Source organism: Paenibacillus sp. sgz302164 (genome assembly GCF_056120505.1).
Genome location: NZ_JBVYOL010000001.1, coordinates 66,761 through 89,114 on the forward strand (window position 1 = coordinate 66,761; position 22,354 = coordinate 89,114).

Genomic DNA, 22,354 nt, shown 5'->3' on the forward strand with positions numbered 1-22,354 from the left:
TGAAAGCAAGTGATGTCAGACTGTCCTTCCTGCGAGCCGGATAAAGTATAGGGCCATATCTTTTCTTTCATGGGGCAGCTTCAAGTTCACAAAACCCAAAATGACATCCTCTTGGATTTCCGTTATGCCTCCGCCATTCGTATAATGCCCAAAACTCTCCAGCATCTGTTCTCTCATTTCTTGAGGAACCGTGTTTAGAAGCGTCCACATTTGATATTTTGCTCCCTTGGTCCAGGAAAGATGTTCAAGGCCCGGGAGTACGATCGCTTGCGCTACTTCTTGTTTTTGAACAATTAATTCGGAGGGGCTCATGTTTCCGTCCGCCGGAATGCCCAGACGCTCATATTGCTCCACCGGAGCATCATTCCGATTCATCATTTCGGCCATCATCCGAATGAGCCGCAATTCTACGTCGAGATCCTCCACCTCTTCGGTTTGTTTCGGATCTTGCAGCAGATCGTACAGTTTTGAACCGTATTGAAAAGGATTTGTCCTGCCTTGTCCTGCATGAATTTTCATGGTCCGGCAGCCTTTTGTGAATGAGAATGGGTCCTGCAGCTCAATATCCTGAAGCTCCTGCGGTGAAAATAAGCTACGCATATGTGTGGGCATGAGCGTATATTCGAATAGCGGGCCATTGTCCGGAGATACCGGGCCTCTCATATATACATATTGACCGTCCGTTATATTTACATGACTGCCGTGAAAGCCGAATAATGCTGCATCGCGGATTTTAGCATCCGACCGTATGGTATCTTTCAACGGCTTTCCGCTCAAATGTTCCGGAAGCGGTACACCAAAAAAATCAAGCAGCGTAGGAGCCAGATCCACGGTTTGGACAAGCGCCGACCTTCTCTCCCCTTTAACGCCCGCCCGGGGATCCCAGACAAACAATGGAGTGTTGGCAATTTCCTGATAAAGCGGCATGACCGACTTGGACCACCATCCGTGTTCCCCCAATAAGTAGCCGTGGTCCGTATTGACAATCAACATCGTGTCCTTCCACATGTCGTGTTCATCCATCAGATCAAGTACACGGCCCAAGTTACGATCACACATGCTAAGCAGTGCGGCATATTGATATTTTCCGTGTTGGACTACTTCCTCGGATTCCTGAACAAAATAATACGGCGGCCAATCAAACGGTTTTCCATTATATTCGTGAGGGTATAAATCTTTATATTGCTGATAAGTGAAAAAAGGTTCATGCGGATCAAACGTCTCCAATTGCAAAAACCAGTTATCCACATCTTTATTTTTTTCTATAAACTCCAAACCATATTTAAAGGTTTTTGTTTGCGGATGTTTTTCCTCATCTTGCATATACTTGCGATTAATCGTGTCGTGCCGGAGCATATTCTGAAACACGGGATGCTTTGCGACAGGAATCTCGGACTCAGCAATATCAGGGTGATTAACCTCCCCTTTCCACGGGTCGCCCTCCTGCCCCCGGCAAAACTCCGCAGAACTATAACGGGTATGGTATGTTGCCCCACCATCTTCCCAATAATGCTGATGATCGGTAACAAGATGCGTATACACCTGATTCTTTTTGAGTCTCTCGGGCATACAATCATCGAATGGCTCAATGGGCCCCCAGCTTCGATGCAAGAAATTATAGCGTCCTGTCAAAAGATCCCGTCGAGCCGGCATGCAAGGCATACTCCCGACGTAACATTGATCAAAAGTAACCGTTCTTTCACCCAATCGCTTAAAATTCGGGGCAACGGTCCATTCACACCCATAGTTCGGAAGCATATGACGATTCAGCGAATCAAACATCACCATGATAGCCCGCATCATGCTTCACCTCCCATATTCATTTTGCCGATCGATACTGCTGTCTGCCGGCCTACTTTCGTGTTCATCTCTGATTTCTCTCCATCCAAGATAAGATTGAGCGCCCTGTTCTAGAAGCGCTTCCACATTGAATAAAAAACACCAAGCTTATCGCTAAAAACGAATACTTATTGTGATTTGTTTTTGTGGAAGCGCTTCTACATTTTATAAAGCGAGCGCTTTCTTGACTCAATTTTAAATCAAAACAGAACGTTGTGCAACTACTAAAATTCAAAAAGATAAAAACATGTTAAGAAAAATAGAAACATGGCGAAATTTCCTTGAAATTTCCGTGAAAATTCTTTTGAAATGGCTTGTAAAAATTTCAAAATGGAATAAAGTTTATGGGACAGCTTGGATAAGGGATTTTCAACCGGTCCCGTTCATCATTTTTCCAAAATCTGCAATTTTCCCCCTCTGATTCGGATATTTTAACCAGTGTGAGTAAATCATAAGGAGGAATTTGCCGCCGAGCAGGATGTCTGGAATGTGTTTTTATATGAACATGTCAAGCGTGTGCTGTTTGATCACTCAGTTTTTGGGCCCGAGATGAAGCAAGGTCAAATGATTATGGTATGGACCGGCGCCGCCAACCGCGATGAATCTCAATTTGCCCATGCGGAAAAGTTTGATATCCATCGACCTGGAAACCAACACCATCTCACCTTCGGGTCCGGCCCGCATTTATGCTTGGGCGCCCCGCTGGCTCGTATGGAAGCGTACACCGCTTTAACCGCATTTGTGAAACGGTTCACCGATATTCATTCGGTGGAGGAATTCGCGGTGACCGAACATTTGACCGATTCAGCGATGGGCCAATCTCTTAAAAGCCTTCCAATTCGCTTAGCTTAACGCTTATCGGCATAGGCGATCATCTAAACAGACTCAGCTTGCAAAATAAGCCAATACAAAAAGAGGCTAACCCATAGGCAACACTTGTTTGCCCAGGGAACCAGCCTCTTTCCTCTGTTTGCCGTCGTCTGCTCATGTACGCAACGCTTACCCCTTCACCGCCGAGCCGACCGTGAGCGCCTTTTCCACCTGCTCGCTGAACAGCACGTAAATCAGCACCGTCGGCAAACTCGCAATCGTCATGGCAGCGCCCATCGCGCCCCACTCCGTCGTGAACTGCCCTTGGAAGAACAGCAGGCCTAGAGGCAGCGTCTTCAAGGTCTCCTTCGTAATCAGCATTAGCGCCATCGGGAATTCATTCCACGCAGCGAGGAAGACGAAGATGACCATCGTCGCAATCGCCGGCTTCACGATAGGCAGCATAATGCGCAGGAAAGTCTGGTAGATCGTCGCCCCGTCGATACAGGCGGATTCCTCCAGTTCCACCGGAATGCTGCGGAAAAAGCCGTAGAACACCATCGCGGAGAACGACAAGTTGAACGCAATATACGGCACGATCAGTGCCAAGTAAGTATTCGCGAGATGAAAATCTCTCACCAGAATCGCCAGCGGAATCATGATGACCTGTACCGGCACGAACATCCCGATGATCACATAGGTGTTCGCAATTCCCTTGAGGCGCCACTGCATTCTTGATACCGCATAAGCGAACATGACGGACAACGCAATTGTCCCCACCACCGTTACTACAGAAACAAACAGGCTATTCATAAAATACATCGGCACGTTGAATTTGGACCACGCCTGCATATAGTTTTCCCAGCGGAAGCTCGTCGGCGGACCGAAAGGGTTCGTGACGAAAATTTCGTTATTATTTTTCAAAGAATAAAAAACCATCCAAAGTAACGGATACACCGAAATGACTGCATAAATCCACAGAAACAATTGTAAAACCGGTTGCTTCTTTCTCATTCTGGCTGCCCAGATCATTCTCCCTCACCTCCTCTAATATACGATCCGTTCTCGAGCCACCAGACGGTTAATCACGAGCGTCACCAAAAGACATTCGATGACCAGGAACGCCGCAGCCGCGCTGCCGTAGCCAAACTCATTGACGCGGAACGCCGCACGGTACATCAGATATGTGAGCGTATACGTCGTCGTACCCGGACCGCCCCCCGTCATGATGAACATGTTGGCAAAGGCGTTCAGCCCGCCCGTCACCGCGAGCACCAGGCAGAACTTGTACGTTTCCGCCATGAGCGGAATCGTAATATGCCAGTGCGCCTTCCAGCGCTCGGCTCCGTCAATGCGCGCCGCTTCGAGATACTGCTCAGGGATGGAGCGAACCGCCGCCAACAGCAAAGCAAAGTGGTAGCCCATATATTGCCATGCATTGACAGCCGCAATCGCGAAGATCGCCGTAGTCTCGTTCGTCAGCCAGTCCTGACGATATTCCCAGCCGAACATCTCGAACAGCTTGTTGATGAGACCGTATTGCCCGTTATACATCGCCAACCACAGTTGGCATACTACAGTGATCGAGAGCACTACCGGTATGAAGTAGCTGATTCGCAGCAGCTTGCGCCCCTTCAGCTTCGCATCCGATACCGCCAGCGCCAGCAGCGTGCCGATCCCGATCTGCAGCACCACCAGCACGACTGCGAAAACGATACCGTTATAGAGTGACGTATAGAAAATGCGGTCTTTGAAGAGCCGCGCATAATTGTCGAGTCCGATGAACGTGCCTGGCGTAAGTCCGTCCCAATCGAACAGACTGCGGTAAAAAACCTGTATAATCGGCCAGAATACCATGACGGTAAACAGCAGCAGCGTCGGCAACGTGAAAAGCGCGATCGCCAGCTTATTGCCCATAAATTTTTTCATAGCATTTCTCTCCCCTGCCTAGAAAGTACTCGCACCGGCCACAAAACTGCATGACCGGTGCGAGGGAGACGACGTTTACTTCACTGCATTTTCCAAATCTTTAACGAACTGATCTGCCGTGTAGGTTCCTGTCATCAGGTTTTGCGCCGCATCCTCTACAGCGGCTTTGAACTTCGGATTGGACAAGCCCCAGGTGAAAGCGGTAGTGCTTGTAATGTTGGGAATGTCCTTGGACAGCTGTTCCATCATTGGCGGGTATTTCTTCTCAATCGGCTTGTCTACCTTCGTCGCTACGATTGGGTTGGCTCGCTGCGTGTACTTGTACTCGGCGTATTTCAGGGACATGAAGCTTGCCACCTTCGCAGCCAGCTCCTTATCCTTCGTGTTCGCCGATACCGCGTAGCCGGAAGGACCGCCGGAGCCGCTGAATGCCAGCTTGCTCTTCTCGTAGGAAGCCGCGTCCGGAGCCGGGTAGTACATGTAGGCTGCCTTATCGCCAAGCGCCTTCGTTGCCGCCTCGATCTCCCACTGGCCGTTCAAGAACATCGCCGCCTTGCCCTCATGGAACATGGCCGCAGCTTGGTCGTAGTTCAGGTTCGTTGCGCCCTTCGGCAGCAGACCCGCCTTCACCAAGTCCACAACGTTTTGAGCCGCCTTCTTGTACGCCTCGTCGGAAGGTTTCGCCTTGCCTTGGTCGAGCGCCGTAATTCCAGCCGGGTTATAACGCGTTGCAAAAATATCATACAGCGCCACTGTCGGCCATTTTTCCTTCGCGAACAGGGACATCGGCGTGATGCCTTTCTCCTGGAACGTTTTCACCGCAGTCATCATCTCATCAAAGGTCGTCGGCACCTTCACGCTGTTCTTCTCGAACAACTCCTTGTTATAGAACAAAAGCACCAGCTCGTTACCCGCGTAAGGGAACGCGTACACCTTGCCATCCGGAGCATACAGCGTGTTCATCGCGCTTGGCTGCATCTTCTCCTTAAACTTGAACTTATCTACATACTCGTCCAGCACCAGAATGTTGTTTGACTTCTTGAACGTATTGATCTGATCCAAACCCGCTTGGAAAATATCCGGCAGGTTGCCTGTCGCAGCATACGTCTTCAGCTTCTGGCCGTCATCCTGCGCCTGAACCTCAAGCTCCAGCTCCACGTTCGGCATTTCCTTCTTCAGCTCCGCAACGGCGTAGTCGTACGGAAGCTTTGTATCGTCATCGGCATACTGCGCGTAGATGCGCAGCTTGGTTGTGCCGCCGGTTGTCGACGCGTCCTTGCCGCCGGCCGCCTGCTCCGCCGGCTTCTGCCCGCCTGAGCTGCACGCCGCCAGGCTTGCCACCACACCTGCAATTAGAATAGTCGAAAGCGCCTTCTTCATTTGTATAACCTCCCTTTTATCTTCCCTGCAAGTCATGAGTTTACCGGGAATCGGCCATTCCGTTAATGGATTAAACGATGCATTCTTGCACTATTCGCGCATATCGGCTAATGACTGCGCTGATTCTCGTAATCGCTTGGCGAATAGCCGTAATATTTTTTGAAAGCTCTGCTGAAATAGGCCGGGTCATTGTAGCCGATCTGCTCGGCAATGTCCGATAGCTTGCTTCCTCCGCGGCCGATGAGTTCCTTGGCCCGCTGCATCCGCGTATGTGTAAGATAGTCGGTCACCGTCATGCCTAGCTCCTTCTTAAATACCACCCGCAAATAGCTCGAATTTATGAATACATGCTGCGCGATCTGCTCCACTTGCAGCTCCGAGTCCTGATAATAATCCTCGATATATTTCTTCACCGCTTCCGCAATTTTGCGCGACTTTGTCTGCTTGTGCATCTGCCCGTATTGCAGCGCTTTGTGGAACAATCCCTCGATCCATTGGCCTGCAGCGTCGATCGATTCCATCCGGGTAATCTCGCTGTACGGGAAAAAATCCTCCCCGAAGCAGTCCTCAATAGGATGTCCGCTTTCCGACACATACGAAAGGCATAGCGATACCAAGCCCATGCAGATGACATACGTATATTCGATGGACAGCCGCTGCTCGTTAATTTTTGTAAAAATCGCTTCCAGCCCGCTTCTTACCGCGCTCCAATCGCTCATGCGCAGCCGGATCAGCAGTTCCTCGTTCGTCTCCGGCGAAATGAAGCCGCTTGGATCGGTTACGGCTCCTCCGCCCCCCTGCTGCTCGTACCGAATGACTCGGTCGTTGCCCAGCAGAAATTTCTTCTGAAGCGCATTAAGCGCCTCCTCATACGACGTACGAATCCCTGCGTAGCCCTCATGCCACCCGCCTATGCCGATAGTAATGGTGAATTTCAAATACTTCTTGATGAGGAAGCAAAGCTTCTCATAGCCTTCCTGCTCCTGCATCGGCTCCTGTCCGGCCTGCCGCTCCCGAATGCAGAGAATTCGGCCCTCCGTGCCGTTAAATACAAGCGGCGGCTCTCCCGCAGCCATCGTTTCCTGAAGAATATTCGTGACCGCGAAACGCCAGAGCAGCTTGTCGCTGACCTTGTTCCACTTCTGATCCATACTGTCGATCTCGATGCATGCCACCTGAAGCGGGCCAGACAGCGCCTTAATCCCAAGGGTTTCCAGACGCTGACGCGTCTCCTCCTGCGTCAGGTTGTAGTCTCTGCTCACAAGATGGTTCAGGAAGCCCTCCTTCAGCAGCACCTGGTTGGCCTGCAGCGTCATCCGCTCCTCCCGGGCGCGGACGATGCTCGTCTGCAGCCTTAGCAGCGTAAGGATGAGCTCCTCCTTGGAGAACGGCTTCAGAATGTAATCCTCGACCCCCAGCTTCAGCGCGCGCCGTGCATATTCGAACTCGCTGTGGCCCGTCACCAGCACGATCCCGATATCCGGCATCTCCAGCTTCAGCCGCTCCGTCAGCTCCAGACCGTCCATGAAAGGCATATTGATGTCGATCAGCGCAATGGCCGGCCGGTGCTCACGGGCAAGCTCCAGCGCCTCGACGCCGTTCTTCGCCTCGCAGCATATTTCTAAACGGTACTCCCCCCACGAAATGCTAGTTCGCAGGTAATCTCTGAAAATGACTTCATCATCGACAATCATGACTTTGAGCATACTGGCTCCACCTATCCTTCCACATTTACCTGCTGCGCCGGCAGCGTGATCGTAACGACCGTTCCCTCGCCGGGGGCGCTTTCAATATGCAGGCCGTATTCCTCTCCGTAAAACAACTTGATCCGGTCGTCCACATTATGCAATCCGTATCCGCTCTGTCCGCCGCTATCCCGAGCCGTCATGTGCCGCTTTAACTCCGCCAGTTTCTCCCGCGTCATCCCGACGCCGTCATCATGCACCTCAAGGACGATCGAATTTGCGTCCCGATAGCCTCGGATTAGCAGCCGCCCCATGTCCCCCTTCTCCTTAAGTCCGTGGTAGATAGCGTTCTCCACAATCGGCTGGATCGTCAGCTTGAGAATTTCTTGCAGCATGATGTCGCTTTCCACTTCGAACTGGTACGTGAACACATCCGAATAGCGGATATGCTGAATGGCGAGGTAATCCTTCACATTACGCAGCTCCTCATCGATTCGGATTCGCTCCCGTCCCTTGCTGAGTGCCACCCGGTAGAAATCGGCGAGCGCCTTCGTCGTCCGAGATACATCTTTGGTGCGGCCCATTTCGGCCAGGGCATAGATGACATCCAGTGTATTGTATAGAAAATGCGGCTTGATCTGCGCCTGAATTAGCGCAAGCTCGTACTCCCGCTTCTTCTTCTGTTCCTGCGTAATGTTCTCCACCAGTTCCTTGATGCGCCGGGTCATCGTATTGAAGCCTTGCGAGAACAGCCCCATCTCGTCGGCGGAATTGACCTCGATGCGCACATCCAGGTTGCCTTCATGGAAGCCCTTCATCCCTTTGGCCAGCTTGATGATCGGGCCGGCGATCAACTTCGAGAGCAGCGCAGCGCCGCCCAGCGCGAACAGCAAGCACAGTGCGCCGATAACCGCAATAACCAGCGTGATCTGGTCCAAATCCGCCGTCAGCTCGCGCAGCGGAATCATGCTGACCAGCTTCCAGCCGAGCTGGGGGAAGCTATGGCTCGTGACGAGCCGATCCATCCCCTCCATGGAACGAATGTCGGCCGCATGCTCCGTATCATGCACCCACCGCCACAGGCTGGGGTCGGCAATCGGCTTCAGCAGCTCGGACGGCTGCGCAGAGGAGACGATTCTCCCTTCGTTGTCCGCGATGAAATAACTGCCGGAAGGGAGTGCGCCCATATTTCGGTACACAGCGGATAGCGAGGATTCTTTGACATTCACAATCAGAACGCCCAGCGTTTGGCCTGTATTGATATTGACGATTTTCTTCCCAAGCGTTAACACCGGTACGGACGGGTCCGTTACGAGATAGTCGCGTCGCTGCATCGGCAGCCACACATTCAGGCCGTTCGTGTCGACAACCTGACGATGCAGCGGGCTATCGACAGCAGTGGCGGAATTGACCTCCACGCGTGCGGTCGAGCCGTACACGCCCCCCTGCTCGTCGATGAATGCCGCCGAATCCACATCGGGAAACACGAGCAATCCGAAGCTCAACTGATTCGTGATCGCGGTGTAGCGCTGCAGATTCAACTGCTCTGAGGGCGTCGCCAGCTCCGGAGCCAGCTTGTTCAGGTTCAGAGTCAACATATTGGCGTAGCTCTCCGCGTTCGTCAGCATTCCGCTCAGCCGCGTAATAATGAGCGAGGAGTTGTCCGACACGTTCTTCTTCGTCTTCTCGATGATCGCCTCCGAGTAGATAACCTTGGAGGTGTAGCCCAGAACGAGGAGAGGGACTAGAATCAAGGGAATGTATACCGCGAATATTTTCGTTCGAATGCGCTGGTTGCGAAACCATTGCGACAGACTGCTTCGCTGAATGATGCTCATGACGATTCACCGGCTTTCCATTAGACTTTCGATTATTCATTATACATCTTGTTGCGGAAGGAACAACTCCGGCATTTCTGGAAGCAGCAGAGCGTAGAAGGAAAATGTCATCATTTCCATCCGGCATCCTTGGAAAAGCTAAAAAACCGGAACTGGATCGAATCAATCGCCCCAGCTCCGGTTCATATTGGAATAATTTGTCATAATCCAATTTTCGGATACCAAATCAATATAACGTTTTGAGTGCTTCAGGACTAAACGGAACTAAATCGTCTGTTCGTCCGTCGCGAATTTTGCTGACCCACGCAGGGTCTACCAGCAATGCTCTTCCGATGGCTACCAAATCAAACTCATGATTCTCTAACTTACCCACCAATCCCTCGACACTTGCGTTGCCGGCACCTTTTCCTTCGGTAAAAAGTGTCATAAAATCACCGTCCAGGCCGACAGAGCCAACGGTAATGGTTGGTTTACCGGTAAGTTTTTTAACCCAACCGGCAAGATTTAGATCAGAACCGTCAAATTCGGGTTCCCAGAACCGACGTGTCGAACAGTGGAACATATCAACTCCCGCTTCGACCAGCGGTGCCAAAAATTGTTTCAGTTCGTCCGGCGTTTTGGCCAGTTTCGCTGTATAGTCCGATCCTTTCCACTGCGAGATACGCAGCACGATCGGGAAATCGGGACCCACAGCAAGACGGCAAGCTTTTACAACCTCTGCTGCAAAACGGGTGCGTGCTACCATGCTGCCGCCATAACTATCCGTACGTGTATTTGTTTTCTCCCAGAAAAATTGGTCGATCAAATATCCATGGGCGCCGTGAATTTCGACCCCGTCAAATCCGAGCCGCTTGGCCTCGGCTGCGGCCTGGGCAAAGGCATCGACAATTTCACGGATTTCCGATTCGGAATAATCGTTAACGCTGCCGCGTGCGCCCATATGCCAGATCTGCGGGATGATTTTCCCGCCTGCTTCGTGCACTTCAGATACTACTTTTGCCCAGCCGTTTAATGCTTCCTCACCATAAAAATACGGTACATTTTCTTGATTGGATGCATCAACGTGATTTACGACCGTACCTTCCGTCACGATAAGGCCAACACTATTCTCTGCTCTACGGCGATAATATGCAGCAACATCTGAGCCTGGAACGCCATTAGGTGACATATTTCGAGTCATTGGCGCCATCACTGTACGATTAGATAAAGTAAGGTTTCCCAATGAGAATGGACGGAATAATGATTGCACAGATTCGGAATAAGACATAGTATACCTCCGAGCTTTTTTCTTATAATAGTTAATTAAAGATTACAACGTGGACGCATCAATTACAAACCTGCAACGGTATTATTGTGTATGAAGGGATACATTATTCAACACAGCTTTCTATCTTAAAACCCTGTCGTATACTGTTTCGGGACCGCTGTTTCTTTTCTCAGACTCGCTGCGGCTTCCAGTGCCCAGTAAGGGTTTCTTAGCAGCCCTCTTCCCACAGCGACCAGATCGGCGTCTTCATTGCCTACTACGGCATTCGCCAAAATTGGATCATCGAGTCTTCCGACAGCTATTACCGGAATATTAAGGGCTTGTTTGATTTCTCGAGCTAGAGGTACTTGATAAGCCGCGTGGCTGCCAGGTCTGCCCCATGCAGCAATCGGTCCTTCTCCGCCGGATGAGATATCAAACATATCCACTCCCGCTTCCTGATATTTTTTAGCAAAAGCGATGCTTTCCTGAATCCCATATCCGCCCTCAACGTATTCTTTAGCGGAAATGCGCATCATAAGCGGCCTGTCTTCCGGCATTTCTGCTTTTGCTGCCGCAATAATTTCCCGACCAAATTTAGTGAGGTCTTTTCCGTACTCATCGTCTCTTTTGTTTGTGAGGGGCGAATGAAATTGATGAATTAAGTATCCGTGAGCCCCATGAAGTTCAATGGCATCAAATCCGGCTTTAACAGCGCGAGCTACGGCACTGCGGAATTTTTCCACTAGACCTTTAACTTCTTCTGTTGAAAGAGCTCTAGGTTGTTTTGATTTTTCGTCAAAAGCAATGGCGGAAGGCGCTACGGGAACTTCGGCATCTTCCGCTTTGCGACCGGCATGAGCAATCTGAATTCCCACTTTGGCGCCATAACTGTGGCAAGCATCGACAATTCGTTTTAAAGCCGGAATTTGCTCATCTGACCACAATCCAAGATCATAGTCGGAAATACGTCCATCCGGCTCTACATCTGTCATTTCAATCATAATAAATCCGGCACCGCCAACCGCGCGACTTACATAGTGTAAATAATGCCACTCTGTTGCAATACCGTCTTTTTTGTCGACCGAGTACTGGCACATCGGGGACATTACAATGCGGTTTTTTAATTCCAGGCCTTTAATTGTATAAGGACTAAATAAATCTTTCATGAGAAAGACTCCTCTCTATTTGTTTGGATAGCGAATTAAAATATGCATGCACACGCATATATAATACCATTTTATTTTCTTTTGTCAACTCACACAGTACGCCACTCCATCTTTTTGAAGTGCAGATTGTAAAACCTCGTTAAAAGTTTTCAGTGCCCGTTGTAATTTATTTTCACCTAATTCAGTAATTCCAGTATAAATACCTCTGCGATCGTCCTCACATATATTTCTTTCCAGGGCCCCGCAGTTTTTGGCTTCCATTCTTACTATAAGCCTCGATACAGCGCTCTGGCTTAAACCAACCATTTCTTGCAGCTGCTGTAACCGCAATTCCTTATGTTCTGATTGAGATATGAAATACAGAACGTAAAACTCTTTCAAAGATAAATCATACTGTTGTTGCAGCGCTTGTTCCAGTTCATCGTTTATGTTGCAGTGAATTTGAGTCAAAGACAGCCAAGTATCCAAAAGTCCGTTTTTCGCTTTCAACTTCAGCACACCCGATCTATATAAAAGTATACTTTTAGAAAAATCCCTTATGACCGCATTTCATAAACCAAAAGCTCGATCCAAAGCCTAAAAGGCATGAATCGAGCAGGGGCAGATGCTGCTTATTGTGCATTAGTGCTGATGAAATATTTTGGAAATCACTTTCCATTGTTAGAAGAAAATAAAGTTCTAGACTGAAAAATATAGTGTTAGACTGAGAAAATAAAGTATTAGACTGACAAAGTTTCATTAAGCTAAACGGGCAGATTATTTTTTCATAGGAGTATAGTCCACCATCAAATACTACTCGTATGGAAAAGAATCTAGATAAATAATATACTAGCTATAACTGTTTTTTGTTGAGGTGAATCTAATGGATGAAATCAATGAATCAAAAGAAATTGTATTACAAATTGGTGTTGCCTTGAAAAAGTACAGAAAAGAAAAAAACATGAGCTTAGACGACTTATCGGAACTAACGGGCGTAAGCAAACTTACTCTGGGGAATATCGAACGTGGCGAGACAAATCCAACTTTGGCGATTATATGGAAAATTTCAAAAGGTATATCTTTACCGCTATTGGCTTTGTTCAAATCAGAAGACTCTGCTAGTTTGTATCGAGCAGGTGAAGGACTGCGGTTTTCTAATGATCAAAAGAATTGGATCATTGAACCAGTCTTTAAAAGTAACGATATTGAAATGTGTCGGGCTTACTTACAGCCAAATAGCTCGTATCAGCCTGAAGGTCATCATGTCAATACATCTGAAATTGCGACAGTCATGACTGGTTCCATTGAAATTCAAGTCAATGGAGAGATTTACACATTGAATCAATATGATACTATCAGTTTTCGTGCAGATTGTCCTCATTCTTATACCAATCATACGGATAGCGAAACAGTGCTCCATATATCCTTAAAGTACGGTTTCTAAAGTCGAAAATTCCACTTATTAAATACAACTCTGAATTCCATGACGGGAATTTCAGAGTTGTATTTTTGTTTTTAGATGAACGGAAGTATATTATAAAGTAATTATTGATAAAAATAATATACTATAATATACTTTATTTATTCGCGCGGATGTATCGTTTTTTTCAATCAGCAGGAAGCAAATAATACGTAAGAATTCAGGAAGGAGAAATTAAGAATGCCGAACAAACAAAATAATAAAGCCGTACCATCCTCTATAGGGCTGATCATTCTCGGCATTATTGTTATTGCAGCTAATTTACGTACTCCCTTAACATCAGTCGGTCCTTTAGTGAGTCTCATAAGAGATGACGTTCATATTTCAAATACATTAGCAGGCCTGATTACAACGGTACCCTTGCTTGCCTTTGCTTTTTTATCGCCTCTAGTACCAAAATTAGGACAAAGGTATGGGGTTGAACGTATCATAATGATCGCCTTACTCTTTCTGACTGTAGGTATTGTAATACGTTCTTTATCTGGCGCAGCTAATCTGTTTATTGGGACAGCAATTCTTGGATTCGCAATTGCCGTATGTAATGTATTATTGCCAAGTATAATCAAAAGGGATTTTCCAAATAAAATTGGCTTCATCACAGGTGTTTACTCCATTTCAATGAGTTTATGTGGAGCAATCGCATCGGGAATCAGTGTGCCTCTAGCCCTGAACGCAGGTCTAAAATGGCAGGGAGCATTGGGAATATGGGGGATTCTAAGCTTTGTATCGATCCTCTGTTGGTTACCCCAATTAAGAAATCAAACGAAGCAAACAGCCACGACGAGTCAAAAGATGGCCAGCAACGATGTGAATGTTTGGAGATCCCCGCTTGCTTGGCAAGTAACCATGTTTATGGGTGTACAGTCCATGGTTTTCTATGTATTGATCGCATGGTTGCCTGAAATTTTAAAGCAGCAAGGAATTGACTCAAACCAATCAGGATGGTACCTCTCGATCATGCAGCTAGCTATGCTTCCATTTGCCTTTATTGTCCCCGTTATTGCTGGGCGCATGTCTAGCCAACGGATGTTAGTGGCCATTACAACCATTTTGCTTTTGACGGGAACGATCGGACTTCTTTACGGAAGCTCTGATATCATTCTGTTGTGGATCATCATGCTCGGAATTGGTGGCGGCTTCGCCTTTAGTTTGTCCATGATGTTTTTCGGGTTACGTGCTGAAAATGCGCATCAAGCAGCGGAACTGTCTGGCATGGCGCAATCGATCGGATATCTTCTTGCCGCAGTCGGTCCTGCTCTTATAGGATATCTGCATGATGCGACAAATAGTTGGAACCTGCCACTTTTCATTCTGCTTGGCGCTGCGGTCTTGCTCTTTTTAGTCGGTATAGGAGCAGCAAGAAACCGTTTTGTAGGTAGCCGAAATAGTTACGAGCTGCCACGGAAAGGATGATAAATATGTTTGACAAAATTATGGTGACCATTGATAAAGCTGAAATAACGAACAAACTCCTCGATGCAACCATTGAAATAGCCCGAAACAAACAAACTCAAGTTACCTTGGTTAATGTCAGCCAGGAATATGTGTCGAATGGCATGACATATGTACCAGAGAAATTCTTGGAAGAAATATTGAACGAAATGGAGAAAGCGAGTTTGGAACAGCTGCAACAAGCCAAGTCTAAATTAAAATCTGCGGGGATTAACCCGGAAACAGTTCATCTTAAGGGAGATCCTGCACATGAAATATTAAAATATGCAGGGGATACCGAGCAGCAACTCATTATTATTGGGAACCGTGGGCTAAGTGGCATAAAAGAAATGATGCTTGGAAGTGTCAGCCACAAGGTTTCACAGCTATCAAGTTGCCCAGTCCTCATTGTGCATTAACTCTTTCGGGGACTGCAGAGATGATGCATTGTTATACTAAAGGATACGTTATTTGAATGACTACAGCGGCAGTCTAAGACTTTATTTCAAGTCTTGGTCCGCCGCTGCTTCTTTTAAGGGATCAGTCTAAAACTTATTTATCAAAAGCTGACGATTCATCAATTCAAAAACCACGTTAAATCAACGACTCCAGTCTAAAACTTTATTTTCACCGAACAACCATTCGCCATTTACTTTCAAAAGAGTATGGTAATCCGTATATACAACCCCTGGACCTTCCAAAATGACACGAACAACAGCAACAGTGACTGCGACGTCCAGAACATCAATTCTATATTGGAGATCTTTTGCAGGCCCCAACTGATCGATTAAATCATACAAGTTTTGAATGGATCCCGCACTGAGGTTGCCGTCGTTTGTGTAACCATACATAATCGCGTCATCATGGAAAGTCGATTTCATGACTTCACTTTTCCCTGAAATGTTACCTTCAATATAGCTTATCAGTGCATTGACGATTTCTTCATTTCTTCATAGTCTTTCAATGTCGTTCTACTCATTTTGTTCATTTCTCCTTTTGGATATTATATGCATGTGCATGCAATTGAAATAGTAAATGTAACCCTTTATTTTGTCAAGCGGGAAATTTCGTGGGATTTTGATTGATGCCAGCCCCATCATTACAGATAAGAGCATTAGCCAAGGCATCTCAAATAACCCTTGATACCAATTGAGTGCTGTCAGGCAAACCCGGCGGTATGTGAGATATGTCACTTATTGTTCACTATGCAGACCGCCGGGACTTTCTTATACTTAAATTGACATTTTCAATACAAAAGGAGATAAAGCCCGCATGCTAAGCACACCACTCGGTCGGTTCAGAATAATCGGCTACCTCGAAGGCATCTCATACTTAATGCTTCTGTTCATCGCCATGCCCCTAAAATACTGGGCCGAGATCCCGGAGGCCGTCGCGTTTGCCGGAACTATGCACGGCTGGTTGTTCGGCATTTACGTGCTCGCCCTCGTTTACGTGAAATTCGCCGACCGCTGGAGCTACGGACTGACGATCGTTGCGTTCCTGGCGTCGCTGCTGCCGTTCGGCAACTTCGTGCTGGACATCCGCTTGAAGAAACGCGTGCGGAGCCGATGATCTGCGCGAAGCAGCCTGCCACCGCCGCTAACCCGAATCTTCCGGATGAGAGATACAAATACGCAGAAGACTGTCGCTAATGTGCCGCGACAGTCTCTTTGTTAATCCATATTGTACCATTCCTGATTTACATGATATTGATACCTTCTACTGAGGTTCATAGGACAGACTCCTGGCTGCCTTATTCGCAACATACTGAATATCTTTACTGTCGATGATGCCATCCGGCTTTAAGTCAAACTGCTCTTCATAGCCCGGCTGGCCTTTCTTTAAACCGTTTTTTTGCGATATGAGGAAAAGGTCGCTAAGCCCTACCTTGCCGTCATGATCGAAATCCCCACCGCCGATTGCGATGTAAAACGAGGCTGCCGATAAATTCTGCTGCTGCCCTTTACTGTCCGTTACCGCTGATTCCGGGTGCAGCGTAAGCGACGTTTCACCGTTTTTGAGTGCCGTGAAACTCAAGGTGGTTAAACCGATGCTGCCGTTCTTGCCCGGCACCGCTCCCAGCTGCACGCCGGTCAGCTTCAAGAGTCCAGCGGCCGCTTGGTTGTCCTTGCCGAACACAGCGGTGACGTTCTCCGTGCCGAACTCGCTGCTGTAGGCAATCTTCGTCAGCTTCAAGCGGCTCGTATCGTACTGCAGCTTCAGCAAGAACGCGTACAAGTCCTTGGCGTCGTTGGCGCGTATCTGCACATCGATCGTGGAGCCGACTTCGGCAATTTCAGAAGCGGATGTAAACGTGATTCCCGCAGTCTGGGCCGGGACACTGCTGAGTGTCGTCACACTCACACTCGGATTGCCTGTGCTGGCATTGCCGGCCGCATCCAGCGCAACTACAGAAAACGTATACGTTGTTTTCGGAGCCAAGCCGGCAGCCTGGTAGCTGTATACGGATCCGCTCACGGTATCGATGTGCTCGCCGTTTCGGAAAATTTGGTACTGGCTCACGCCTACATTATCCGACGCCTGCGGCCACTGCAGCTTCGCGCTGCTGTAGGTTACGTCCGACACGGAAAGCTGTGCGCCGGCCGGCCAAATGGGAGCGACATTGTCACCGGTCGAAACCGGTGGTGTCGTAACCGATGCCGCCGGCTTTACCGCGCTTTTGTTGCCGGCCGCATCAACGGCTTCTACTTCGAACCTATACGTTGTGTTCGGCGCAAGTCCGCTTACGTAGTAGCTGTGTATATCGCCGCTGACCGTATCGAGCAGGACGCCGTTTTGGTAAATATTATAAGTAGTCACGCCAACATCGTCTATAGCAGGCTGCCACTGCAAGCGCGCGCTTAGTCCAGTGACATCGGCCGCCGTAAGCACATCCGGTGACGGCCATGCCGGCGGAGTCGAATCTCCCGGGGTTAATTTGATTTCGAATAGATCTTTACTAACGGCTCTGTACCACTTGCCATTTACGATCTTGGTTCTGCCTCTGGATGATCCCAAATAAACAGGCGTCTCATCGTGCGGCGTGCGTATATACAACTGATTGGAATGCGTGAACGAGAACGTACCGTCCGCCGCAAGGTTATCAATCTGTGGCTTATTGGTAAAATAGTAGGTCGCCTGAGTCACTGTGCCCTCTGGAGACTGCAGGTAAATTTGCTGTGTTTGCCCCTGCAATTCCTTTGTAAACGCGATCCAGCCTTGATTGATTTCGTAATCAATTTGAGATGAATTAGAGCTAAGCTCTGTCTTGGTGCCATTCTCTATTTTGAAAATACTGCTGCCTCCTCGTTGATAAACGACCACATTTCCATCCCATTTCGGCAAATGGCTATCGTAATCTTTGTCTTGAACGACTGTTTCTGTCTGGCCATTAGAGCGATAACGGTAAATGTTGTATTTCTGACTCTCATCTGCTCTACTAACGTATACAAATTCTCCATTTGCCGCTAGATTCTGTTCGAATCCTTTAAGTGCGACCTGTTCATCCGTTACCGTATTTATCTGAATACCAGAGGGGTAGAGAAAGTAATCGCCTTTAATTTGCATTAGGTCTGTATTAGAGCAGCAATAATCTTTAGATTCGATCCCGGTAAATGTCAGTTTATTGTTTTTCCAAGTATACAGCCTGGTTTCTATATTTGCGGTGCTTTTGATCAAAAGAGCTGCCCCACCCGCTGTTAGCTTGGCCTCAACCACATATTCCTGGGCTAATGGCTTCACAAGTGTAATCTCACCGGTAGAACGATTTTTAATATATAAACCGGAATTGTACACTTTGTACAACAGGCGATTGTCATCAAAGTCGAGAATTTCCCCTTCTGCCTGGTCGACCTTGTTTAATCGATCGCTAATCTCGGCATATATGGTTGTGTCATATTTGTTAATTCGTGGAAACGGGCGCCCGTCAACATAATTATTATCATAGACCGCAATATAAAGCTGAAGAGCTTTACCTGCATAATCCGTAACATCAAACCAATGATCGATAACTCCATTGCCGGTAGCCGTCCCAACCACTTTAAAATCATCTATGCTGAACAATTCCACCTTAATCTCAGGCACCGAAAAATCATCCGTTGCCTTCATACCGATATGAAGCTTGTTCGATGTAAGGACAGACTGATCTTTCGGTTCATCAATGGTCAGCACCGGCGCCGAGTCGTATTTGATTGCTCTGGTCGCCTGTGCGGATTGATTGATCTGATTCGTTGCTGTAACCACAAGTGTCTTGTTGCCTTTCTCGAGTCCTTCCAACGGAATTTCGCCTTTCCATACGCAATCATACTCACGCCGGCACTCTTTTTGTAGAGAAATCTCTTTGCTTTCAACTTTTGCCTTAACGGTCTTGATCTCAATATCCGGTGGATTTACTTCCGCCTGGACAACGAAATTAGTATCAACAGGGATAGGGTCTCCTGCTGTCTTTGGTTCGAGGATTTTGACACTGATCTCCCCGGCAGCATAGGTGCTGCTTGAAAATAATAAACTGACCACGATAGCAAACAACAAGCTGAACACACTCAAACCGAGAATATTTCTTCTCATACAATTTCCACCTTTCGATTTATTATCCTTTCGCCGCCTTATTGGCAACATACTGAATATCTTTACTGTCGATGATGCCATCCGGCTTTAAGTCAAACTGCTCTTCATAGCCCTGCTGCCCTTTCTTTAAACCATTTTTTTGCGATATGAGGAAGAGGTCGCTAAGCCCTACCTTGCCGTCATGATCGAAATCCCCGCCGCCGATTGCGATATTGAACGAGGCTGCCGATAAATTCTGCTGCTGCCCCTTACTGTCGGTTATAGCTGACTCCGGCTGCAGCGTAAGCGCCGTTTCACCGTTTTTGAGCGCCGTGAAACTCAATGTGGTTAAACCGATGCTGCCGTTCTTGCCCGGCACCGCTCCCAGCTGCACGCCGGTCAGCTTCAAGAGTCCAGCGGCCGCTTGGTTGTCCTTGCCGAACACAGCGGTGACATTCTCCGTGCCGAACTCGCTGCTGTAGGCAATCTTCGTCAACTTCAAGCGGCTCGTATCGTACTGCAGCTTCAGCAAGAACGCGTACAAGTCCTTGGCGTCGTTGGCGCGTATCTGCACATCGATTGTGGAGCCGACTTCGGCAATTTCCGAGCTCGAGCTGAAAGCTATTGCAGCAGCCGAAGCCGTATCATTCGCAAGTGTTGTAACGCTCAGGCTTGGATTATCCACACTGACGTTCCCTGCTGCATCAAGCGCCACCGCGGAGAATACATAAGTGGTTTGCGGAGCCAAGCCGACAGCCTGGTAGCTGTATACCGATCCGGCAATGGTATCGATTAATTCATCGTCGCGGTAAATTCGGTACTGAGTTACGCCTACATTATCGAAGGCCAAAGGCAATTGGAACATCACTGTGCTGTAGGTGAGACCAGTAACAAAAAACTCAGCACCGGCAAACCATTTCGGAGGAATGGTGTCTTTGGTTGAAACGGGAGCTGTACTGAACGTTACACTCAGCCTGGGGCTTTTATTGCCGGCATCGTCAAAAGCTTCGACCTCATACGTATATGTCGTATTCGGGGTAAGCCCGTATACGACTATGTCAGGCTCATAACGAGCTCTCGTCGTCACCAGGCTGCCGTTTTGATAGACGTTATAGCCGATCACGCCCAAGTTGTCTTCAGCGGGCTCCCACTGAAGAAATGCAGTTTGCGCTGTGATGCTCGATACCTTCAGTCCACCCTGTGCAGGCCACGTTGGCGGAATGGTATCCGAGACTATTTGCTTGACCTTAAGAATTTCTTTCCCGTATGCCGCGTACCATGTTCCATTCAAATTTTTTGCTTTCCCTTGATCGGAGCCTAATTGGACCGGTGTTACATTATCAGGTGTACGAATGTATAATTTGTTCGCATTCGTAAGCGTAACGGATCCATCCGCCGCCAATCGATCAAGGCGAGGATTACCCGTAAAATTGTAGGTCAGTTGAGTCACCGTGCCTTGAGGCGTTTGCAAAAAGATTTGGTTCGTACCTTCATTTGTTCTTCCCGGAAAAGCGACCCACCCCTGATTGACCAAGTAATGATCGGAAGAAGTTGAAGCGGCCACCTCCGAAACCGATTGGTTCGACTGTTTGATCAGCTTTCCGTCCGAACGGGTATAGATCAAGGTGTCACCGTCCCAAGCAGGATCAAGGCTCGAATAGTTGGGATCTTGGATAAAAGGTTCTATCTGATTTTTGGCTGCAAAACGATAAATGTTGGTTAGGCTGCTTCCGCCAGGTTTATAATCAAAAACAAATTGCCCGTTAGCAGCAAGGCTCGCTCTTCCGGCATTTTTGACAGATTTGTCCACTTCACCGGTTTCCGTATTTATCCAAACTACTTGATCTGACGGTATTGGAATCAGTGCATACTTTCCTTCTATTTGCATGACGTTTGAATCAGTGCAGCATCTCTCGGTGAACTTGACATCCGTGTCGGTAAGCACACCGTTTTTCCATATGTAAATTCGGCCATCCCTGGTCGAGGTATCTAAAAGCCAAAGAACGATAGCCTCCGACGTAAGTTTGGTTTCAGTTATATGACCGTAACCCTTGTAGACAAGCGTACTCTTGCCCGTAGAACGGTTTTTCACATACAGCGAACCGTCGCTTATTTGTCTGTAAAGGATTTGGGTATCGTTATAATCAATAACGATGCCGTCGGCTTCATCCGCTTTTACAAGCGATGCCCCCGACACGACATGATAAGTGTAATACCCTCTAAACCGTTCCAGTGAATTTACTCCGTCCACGTAATCGTATACTTCCACTTTCAACTGCATCGTTTTCCCCAGATAATCCTTAAGGTCAAACGTATGCTCCAAGCTCCCTTCCCCGATTAAGGTCCCGAATCCGACTCCATCTTGTACAGAGAGCTCCATGTAGATCTTCGGAACGGAACGGTCATCCTCCGTTGTAACGGTGACTTTAAATGGACTTGATGCATCGATCACAGTTTGGTCCGCAGGTGCGACAGTCACCTCTGGGGGAGCGTCATGGACAAACTTAAAAGACGCTTGTCCCGTTCGATTCAATTGATTGGTCGCTTCTACGATAAGCGTCTTCTTCCCTTTTGCCAAACCATCCAGCGAAAGTGTCCCTGTCCACATACAAGATTCACAATCTTGTTGAAGAGCGGTCTCCCTATCATCCACTCTGGCGATAACAGTTTTCAGCTCACTGTCGGACTTTACTTGAGCGCTGATCTTCAAGTCCTTGTAAAACGGATCTCCTTCAAGTGGGGTAGATTGATTCAGGTACACGATCGTAACGCGAACCTCTCCCGCCGCATTCGCACTTCCTGCAAAGATAAAAGCGGAGAACACAACGAACAACAGACTCAGCATGCTTTTTAACATTCAAATCCCACCTCTTTTTGATACGTTTCGTATCATTATTGTCAGACTTATTTTACAACATTTTCCCAACTAATCACACTATTCGATATAGATCGAGAAAAACCTCCTATTTTTTGTTAATAAATTTATAATAATGACAGGTCGATAAAAACCACTTCGCAGAATC

The 22,354-nt window shown here is 47.9% G+C and carries 16 protein-coding genes and 1 pseudogene; 5 read left to right on the top strand and 12 right to left on the bottom strand.

Going from position 1 to position 22,354, the window contains the following annotated elements; translation table 11 throughout:
• Positions 1-15: 15 nt before the first annotated feature.
• The gene (locus AC0LWT_RS00265; protein WP_474679223.1) at positions 16-1,803 is read right to left on the bottom strand and encodes a sulfatase; all 1,788 of its coding nucleotides are present in this window, start codon (positions 1,801-1,803) and stop codon (positions 16-18) included.
• A 567-nt stretch (positions 1,804-2,370) separates the two neighbouring features.
• Between AC0LWT_RS00265 and AC0LWT_RS00270 the strand changes: the two are divergent.
• Positions 2,371-2,691 (top strand): annotated as a pseudogene (locus AC0LWT_RS00270) (cytochrome P450); the annotation flags it as partial.
• Positions 2,692-2,838: 147 nt separating this feature from the next.
• Here AC0LWT_RS00270 and AC0LWT_RS00275 read toward each other — a convergent pair.
• From AC0LWT_RS00275 to AC0LWT_RS00310, 8 genes are all read right to left on the bottom strand, one after another.
• Entirely contained in the window at positions 2,839-3,681 is an 843-nt protein-coding gene (locus AC0LWT_RS00275) for a carbohydrate ABC transporter permease (RefSeq protein ID WP_474679224.1), read from the bottom strand.
• A 15-nt stretch (positions 3,682-3,696) separates the two neighbouring features.
• Positions 3,697-4,578, bottom strand: coding sequence for a carbohydrate ABC transporter permease (locus AC0LWT_RS00280; protein WP_474679225.1), 882 nt, complete (start codon positions 4,576-4,578; stop codon positions 3,697-3,699).
• 75 nt (positions 4,579-4,653) lie between these two features.
• On the bottom strand, positions 4,654-5,958 hold the full coding sequence (locus AC0LWT_RS00285) for an ABC transporter substrate-binding protein (protein WP_474679226.1): 1,305 nt from the start codon (positions 5,956-5,958) through the stop codon (positions 4,654-4,656).
• A 107-nt stretch (positions 5,959-6,065) separates the two neighbouring features.
• Positions 6,066-7,664, bottom strand: coding sequence for a response regulator (locus AC0LWT_RS00290; RefSeq protein WP_474679227.1), 1,599 nt, complete (start codon positions 7,662-7,664; stop codon positions 6,066-6,068).
• Positions 7,665-7,675: 11 nt separating this feature from the next.
• Positions 7,676-9,481, bottom strand: a complete 1,806-nt coding sequence (locus AC0LWT_RS00295) for a sensor histidine kinase (protein WP_474679228.1) — start codon at positions 9,479-9,481, stop codon at positions 7,676-7,678.
• A gap of 226 nt (positions 9,482-9,707) precedes the next feature.
• On the bottom strand, positions 9,708-10,748 hold the full coding sequence (locus tag AC0LWT_RS00300) for an NADH:flavin oxidoreductase (protein WP_474679229.1): 1,041 nt from the start codon (positions 10,746-10,748) through the stop codon (positions 9,708-9,710).
• A gap of 125 nt (positions 10,749-10,873) precedes the next feature.
• A complete protein-coding gene (locus tag AC0LWT_RS00305) occupies positions 10,874-11,896 on the bottom strand; it encodes an NADH:flavin oxidoreductase/NADH oxidase (RefSeq protein WP_474679230.1) in 1,023 nt (340 codons plus the stop codon).
• A gap of 84 nt (positions 11,897-11,980) precedes the next feature.
• Positions 11,981-12,385, bottom strand: a complete 405-nt coding sequence (locus AC0LWT_RS00310) for a MarR family winged helix-turn-helix transcriptional regulator (protein WP_474679231.1) — start codon at positions 12,383-12,385, stop codon at positions 11,981-11,983.
• 373 nt (positions 12,386-12,758) lie between these two features.
• Between AC0LWT_RS00310 and AC0LWT_RS00315 the strand changes: the two genes are divergently transcribed.
• The 3 genes from AC0LWT_RS00315 to AC0LWT_RS00325 all read left to right on the top strand — a co-directional run bounded on the left by AC0LWT_RS00315 (position 12,759) and on the right by AC0LWT_RS00325 (position 15,205).
• Positions 12,759-13,319, top strand: a complete 561-nt coding sequence (locus AC0LWT_RS00315; RefSeq protein ID WP_159881278.1) for a helix-turn-helix domain-containing protein — start codon at positions 12,759-12,761, stop codon at positions 13,317-13,319.
• A gap of 216 nt (positions 13,320-13,535) precedes the next feature.
• Complete coding sequence (locus AC0LWT_RS00320) at positions 13,536-14,768, top strand: CynX/NimT family MFS transporter (RefSeq protein WP_474679232.1); 1,233 nt, start codon at positions 13,536-13,538, stop codon at positions 14,766-14,768.
• A gap of 5 nt (positions 14,769-14,773) precedes the next feature.
• Positions 14,774-15,205, top strand: coding sequence for a universal stress protein (locus AC0LWT_RS00325; RefSeq protein ID WP_474679233.1), 432 nt, complete (start codon positions 14,774-14,776; stop codon positions 15,203-15,205).
• Between the two features lie 180 nt (positions 15,206-15,385).
• Here the strand turns inward: AC0LWT_RS00325 and AC0LWT_RS00330 are convergent, their stop codons facing one another.
• Complete coding sequence (locus AC0LWT_RS00330; RefSeq protein ID WP_474679824.1) at positions 15,386-15,724, bottom strand: nuclear transport factor 2 family protein; 339 nt, start codon at positions 15,722-15,724, stop codon at positions 15,386-15,388.
• Between the two features lie 334 nt (positions 15,725-16,058).
• Between AC0LWT_RS00330 and AC0LWT_RS00335 the strand changes: the two genes are divergently transcribed.
• Positions 16,059-16,358, top strand: a complete 300-nt coding sequence (locus AC0LWT_RS00335) for a DUF3817 domain-containing protein (RefSeq protein ID WP_474679234.1) — start codon at positions 16,059-16,061, stop codon at positions 16,356-16,358.
• Positions 16,359-16,505: 147 nt separating this feature from the next.
• Here AC0LWT_RS00335 and AC0LWT_RS00340 read toward each other — a convergent pair whose 3' ends face one another.
• Both AC0LWT_RS00340 and AC0LWT_RS00345 read right to left on the bottom strand, forming a co-directional pair.
• Complete coding sequence (locus tag AC0LWT_RS00340) at positions 16,506-19,433, bottom strand: fibronectin type III domain-containing protein (RefSeq protein WP_474679235.1); 2,928 nt, start codon at positions 19,431-19,433, stop codon at positions 16,506-16,508.
• Positions 19,375-22,188 (bottom strand): fibronectin type III domain-containing protein, encoded by a 2,814-nt coding sequence (locus AC0LWT_RS00345; protein WP_474679236.1) that lies wholly within the window; start codon positions 22,186-22,188, stop codon positions 19,375-19,377. The genes AC0LWT_RS00340 and AC0LWT_RS00345 overlap by 59 nt, the downstream gene beginning before the upstream one ends.
• Positions 22,189-22,354 lie beyond the last annotated feature (166 nt).

What these genes read in the sequence shown, in the direction of transcription:
- AC0LWT_RS00345 (WP_474679236.1), bottom strand. Translation starts at nt 22,188, where the DNA reads ATGTTAAAAAGCATGCTGAGTCTGTTGTTCGTTGTGTTCTCCGCTTTT.
- AC0LWT_RS00305 (WP_474679230.1), bottom strand. Translation starts at nt 11,896, where the DNA reads ATGAAAGATTTATTTAGTCCTTATACAATTAAAGGCCTGGAATTAAAA.
- AC0LWT_RS00275 (WP_474679224.1), bottom strand. Translation starts at nt 3,681, where the DNA reads ATGATCTGGGCAGCCAGAATGAGAAAGAAGCAACCGGTTTTACAATTG.
- AC0LWT_RS00280 (WP_474679225.1), bottom strand. Translation starts at nt 4,578, where the DNA reads ATGAAAAAATTTATGGGCAATAAGCTGGCGATCGCGCTTTTCACGTTG.
- AC0LWT_RS00285 (WP_474679226.1), bottom strand. Translation starts at nt 5,958, where the DNA reads ATGAAGAAGGCGCTTTCGACTATTCTAATTGCAGGTGTGGTGGCAAGC.
- AC0LWT_RS00265 (WP_474679223.1), bottom strand. Translation starts at nt 1,803, where the DNA reads ATGATGCGGGCTATCATGGTGATGTTTGATTCGCTGAATCGTCATATG.
- AC0LWT_RS00315 (WP_159881278.1), top strand. Translation starts at nt 12,759, where the DNA reads ATGGATGAAATCAATGAATCAAAAGAAATTGTATTACAAATTGGTGTT.
- AC0LWT_RS00300 (WP_474679229.1), bottom strand. Translation starts at nt 10,748, where the DNA reads ATGTCTTATTCCGAATCTGTGCAATCATTATTCCGTCCATTCTCATTG.
- AC0LWT_RS00325 (WP_474679233.1), top strand. Translation starts at nt 14,774, where the DNA reads ATGTTTGACAAAATTATGGTGACCATTGATAAAGCTGAAATAACGAAC.
- AC0LWT_RS00320 (WP_474679232.1), top strand. Translation starts at nt 13,536, where the DNA reads ATGCCGAACAAACAAAATAATAAAGCCGTACCATCCTCTATAGGGCTG.
- AC0LWT_RS00340 (WP_474679235.1), bottom strand. Translation starts at nt 19,433, where the DNA reads ATGGCATCATCGACAGTAAAGATATTCAGTATGTTGCCAATAAGGCGG.
- AC0LWT_RS00295 (WP_474679228.1), bottom strand. Translation starts at nt 9,481, where the DNA reads ATGAGCATCATTCAGCGAAGCAGTCTGTCGCAATGGTTTCGCAACCAG.
- AC0LWT_RS00290 (WP_474679227.1), bottom strand. Translation starts at nt 7,664, where the DNA reads ATGCTCAAAGTCATGATTGTCGATGATGAAGTCATTTTCAGAGATTAC.
- AC0LWT_RS00335 (WP_474679234.1), top strand. Translation starts at nt 16,059, where the DNA reads ATGCTAAGCACACCACTCGGTCGGTTCAGAATAATCGGCTACCTCGAA.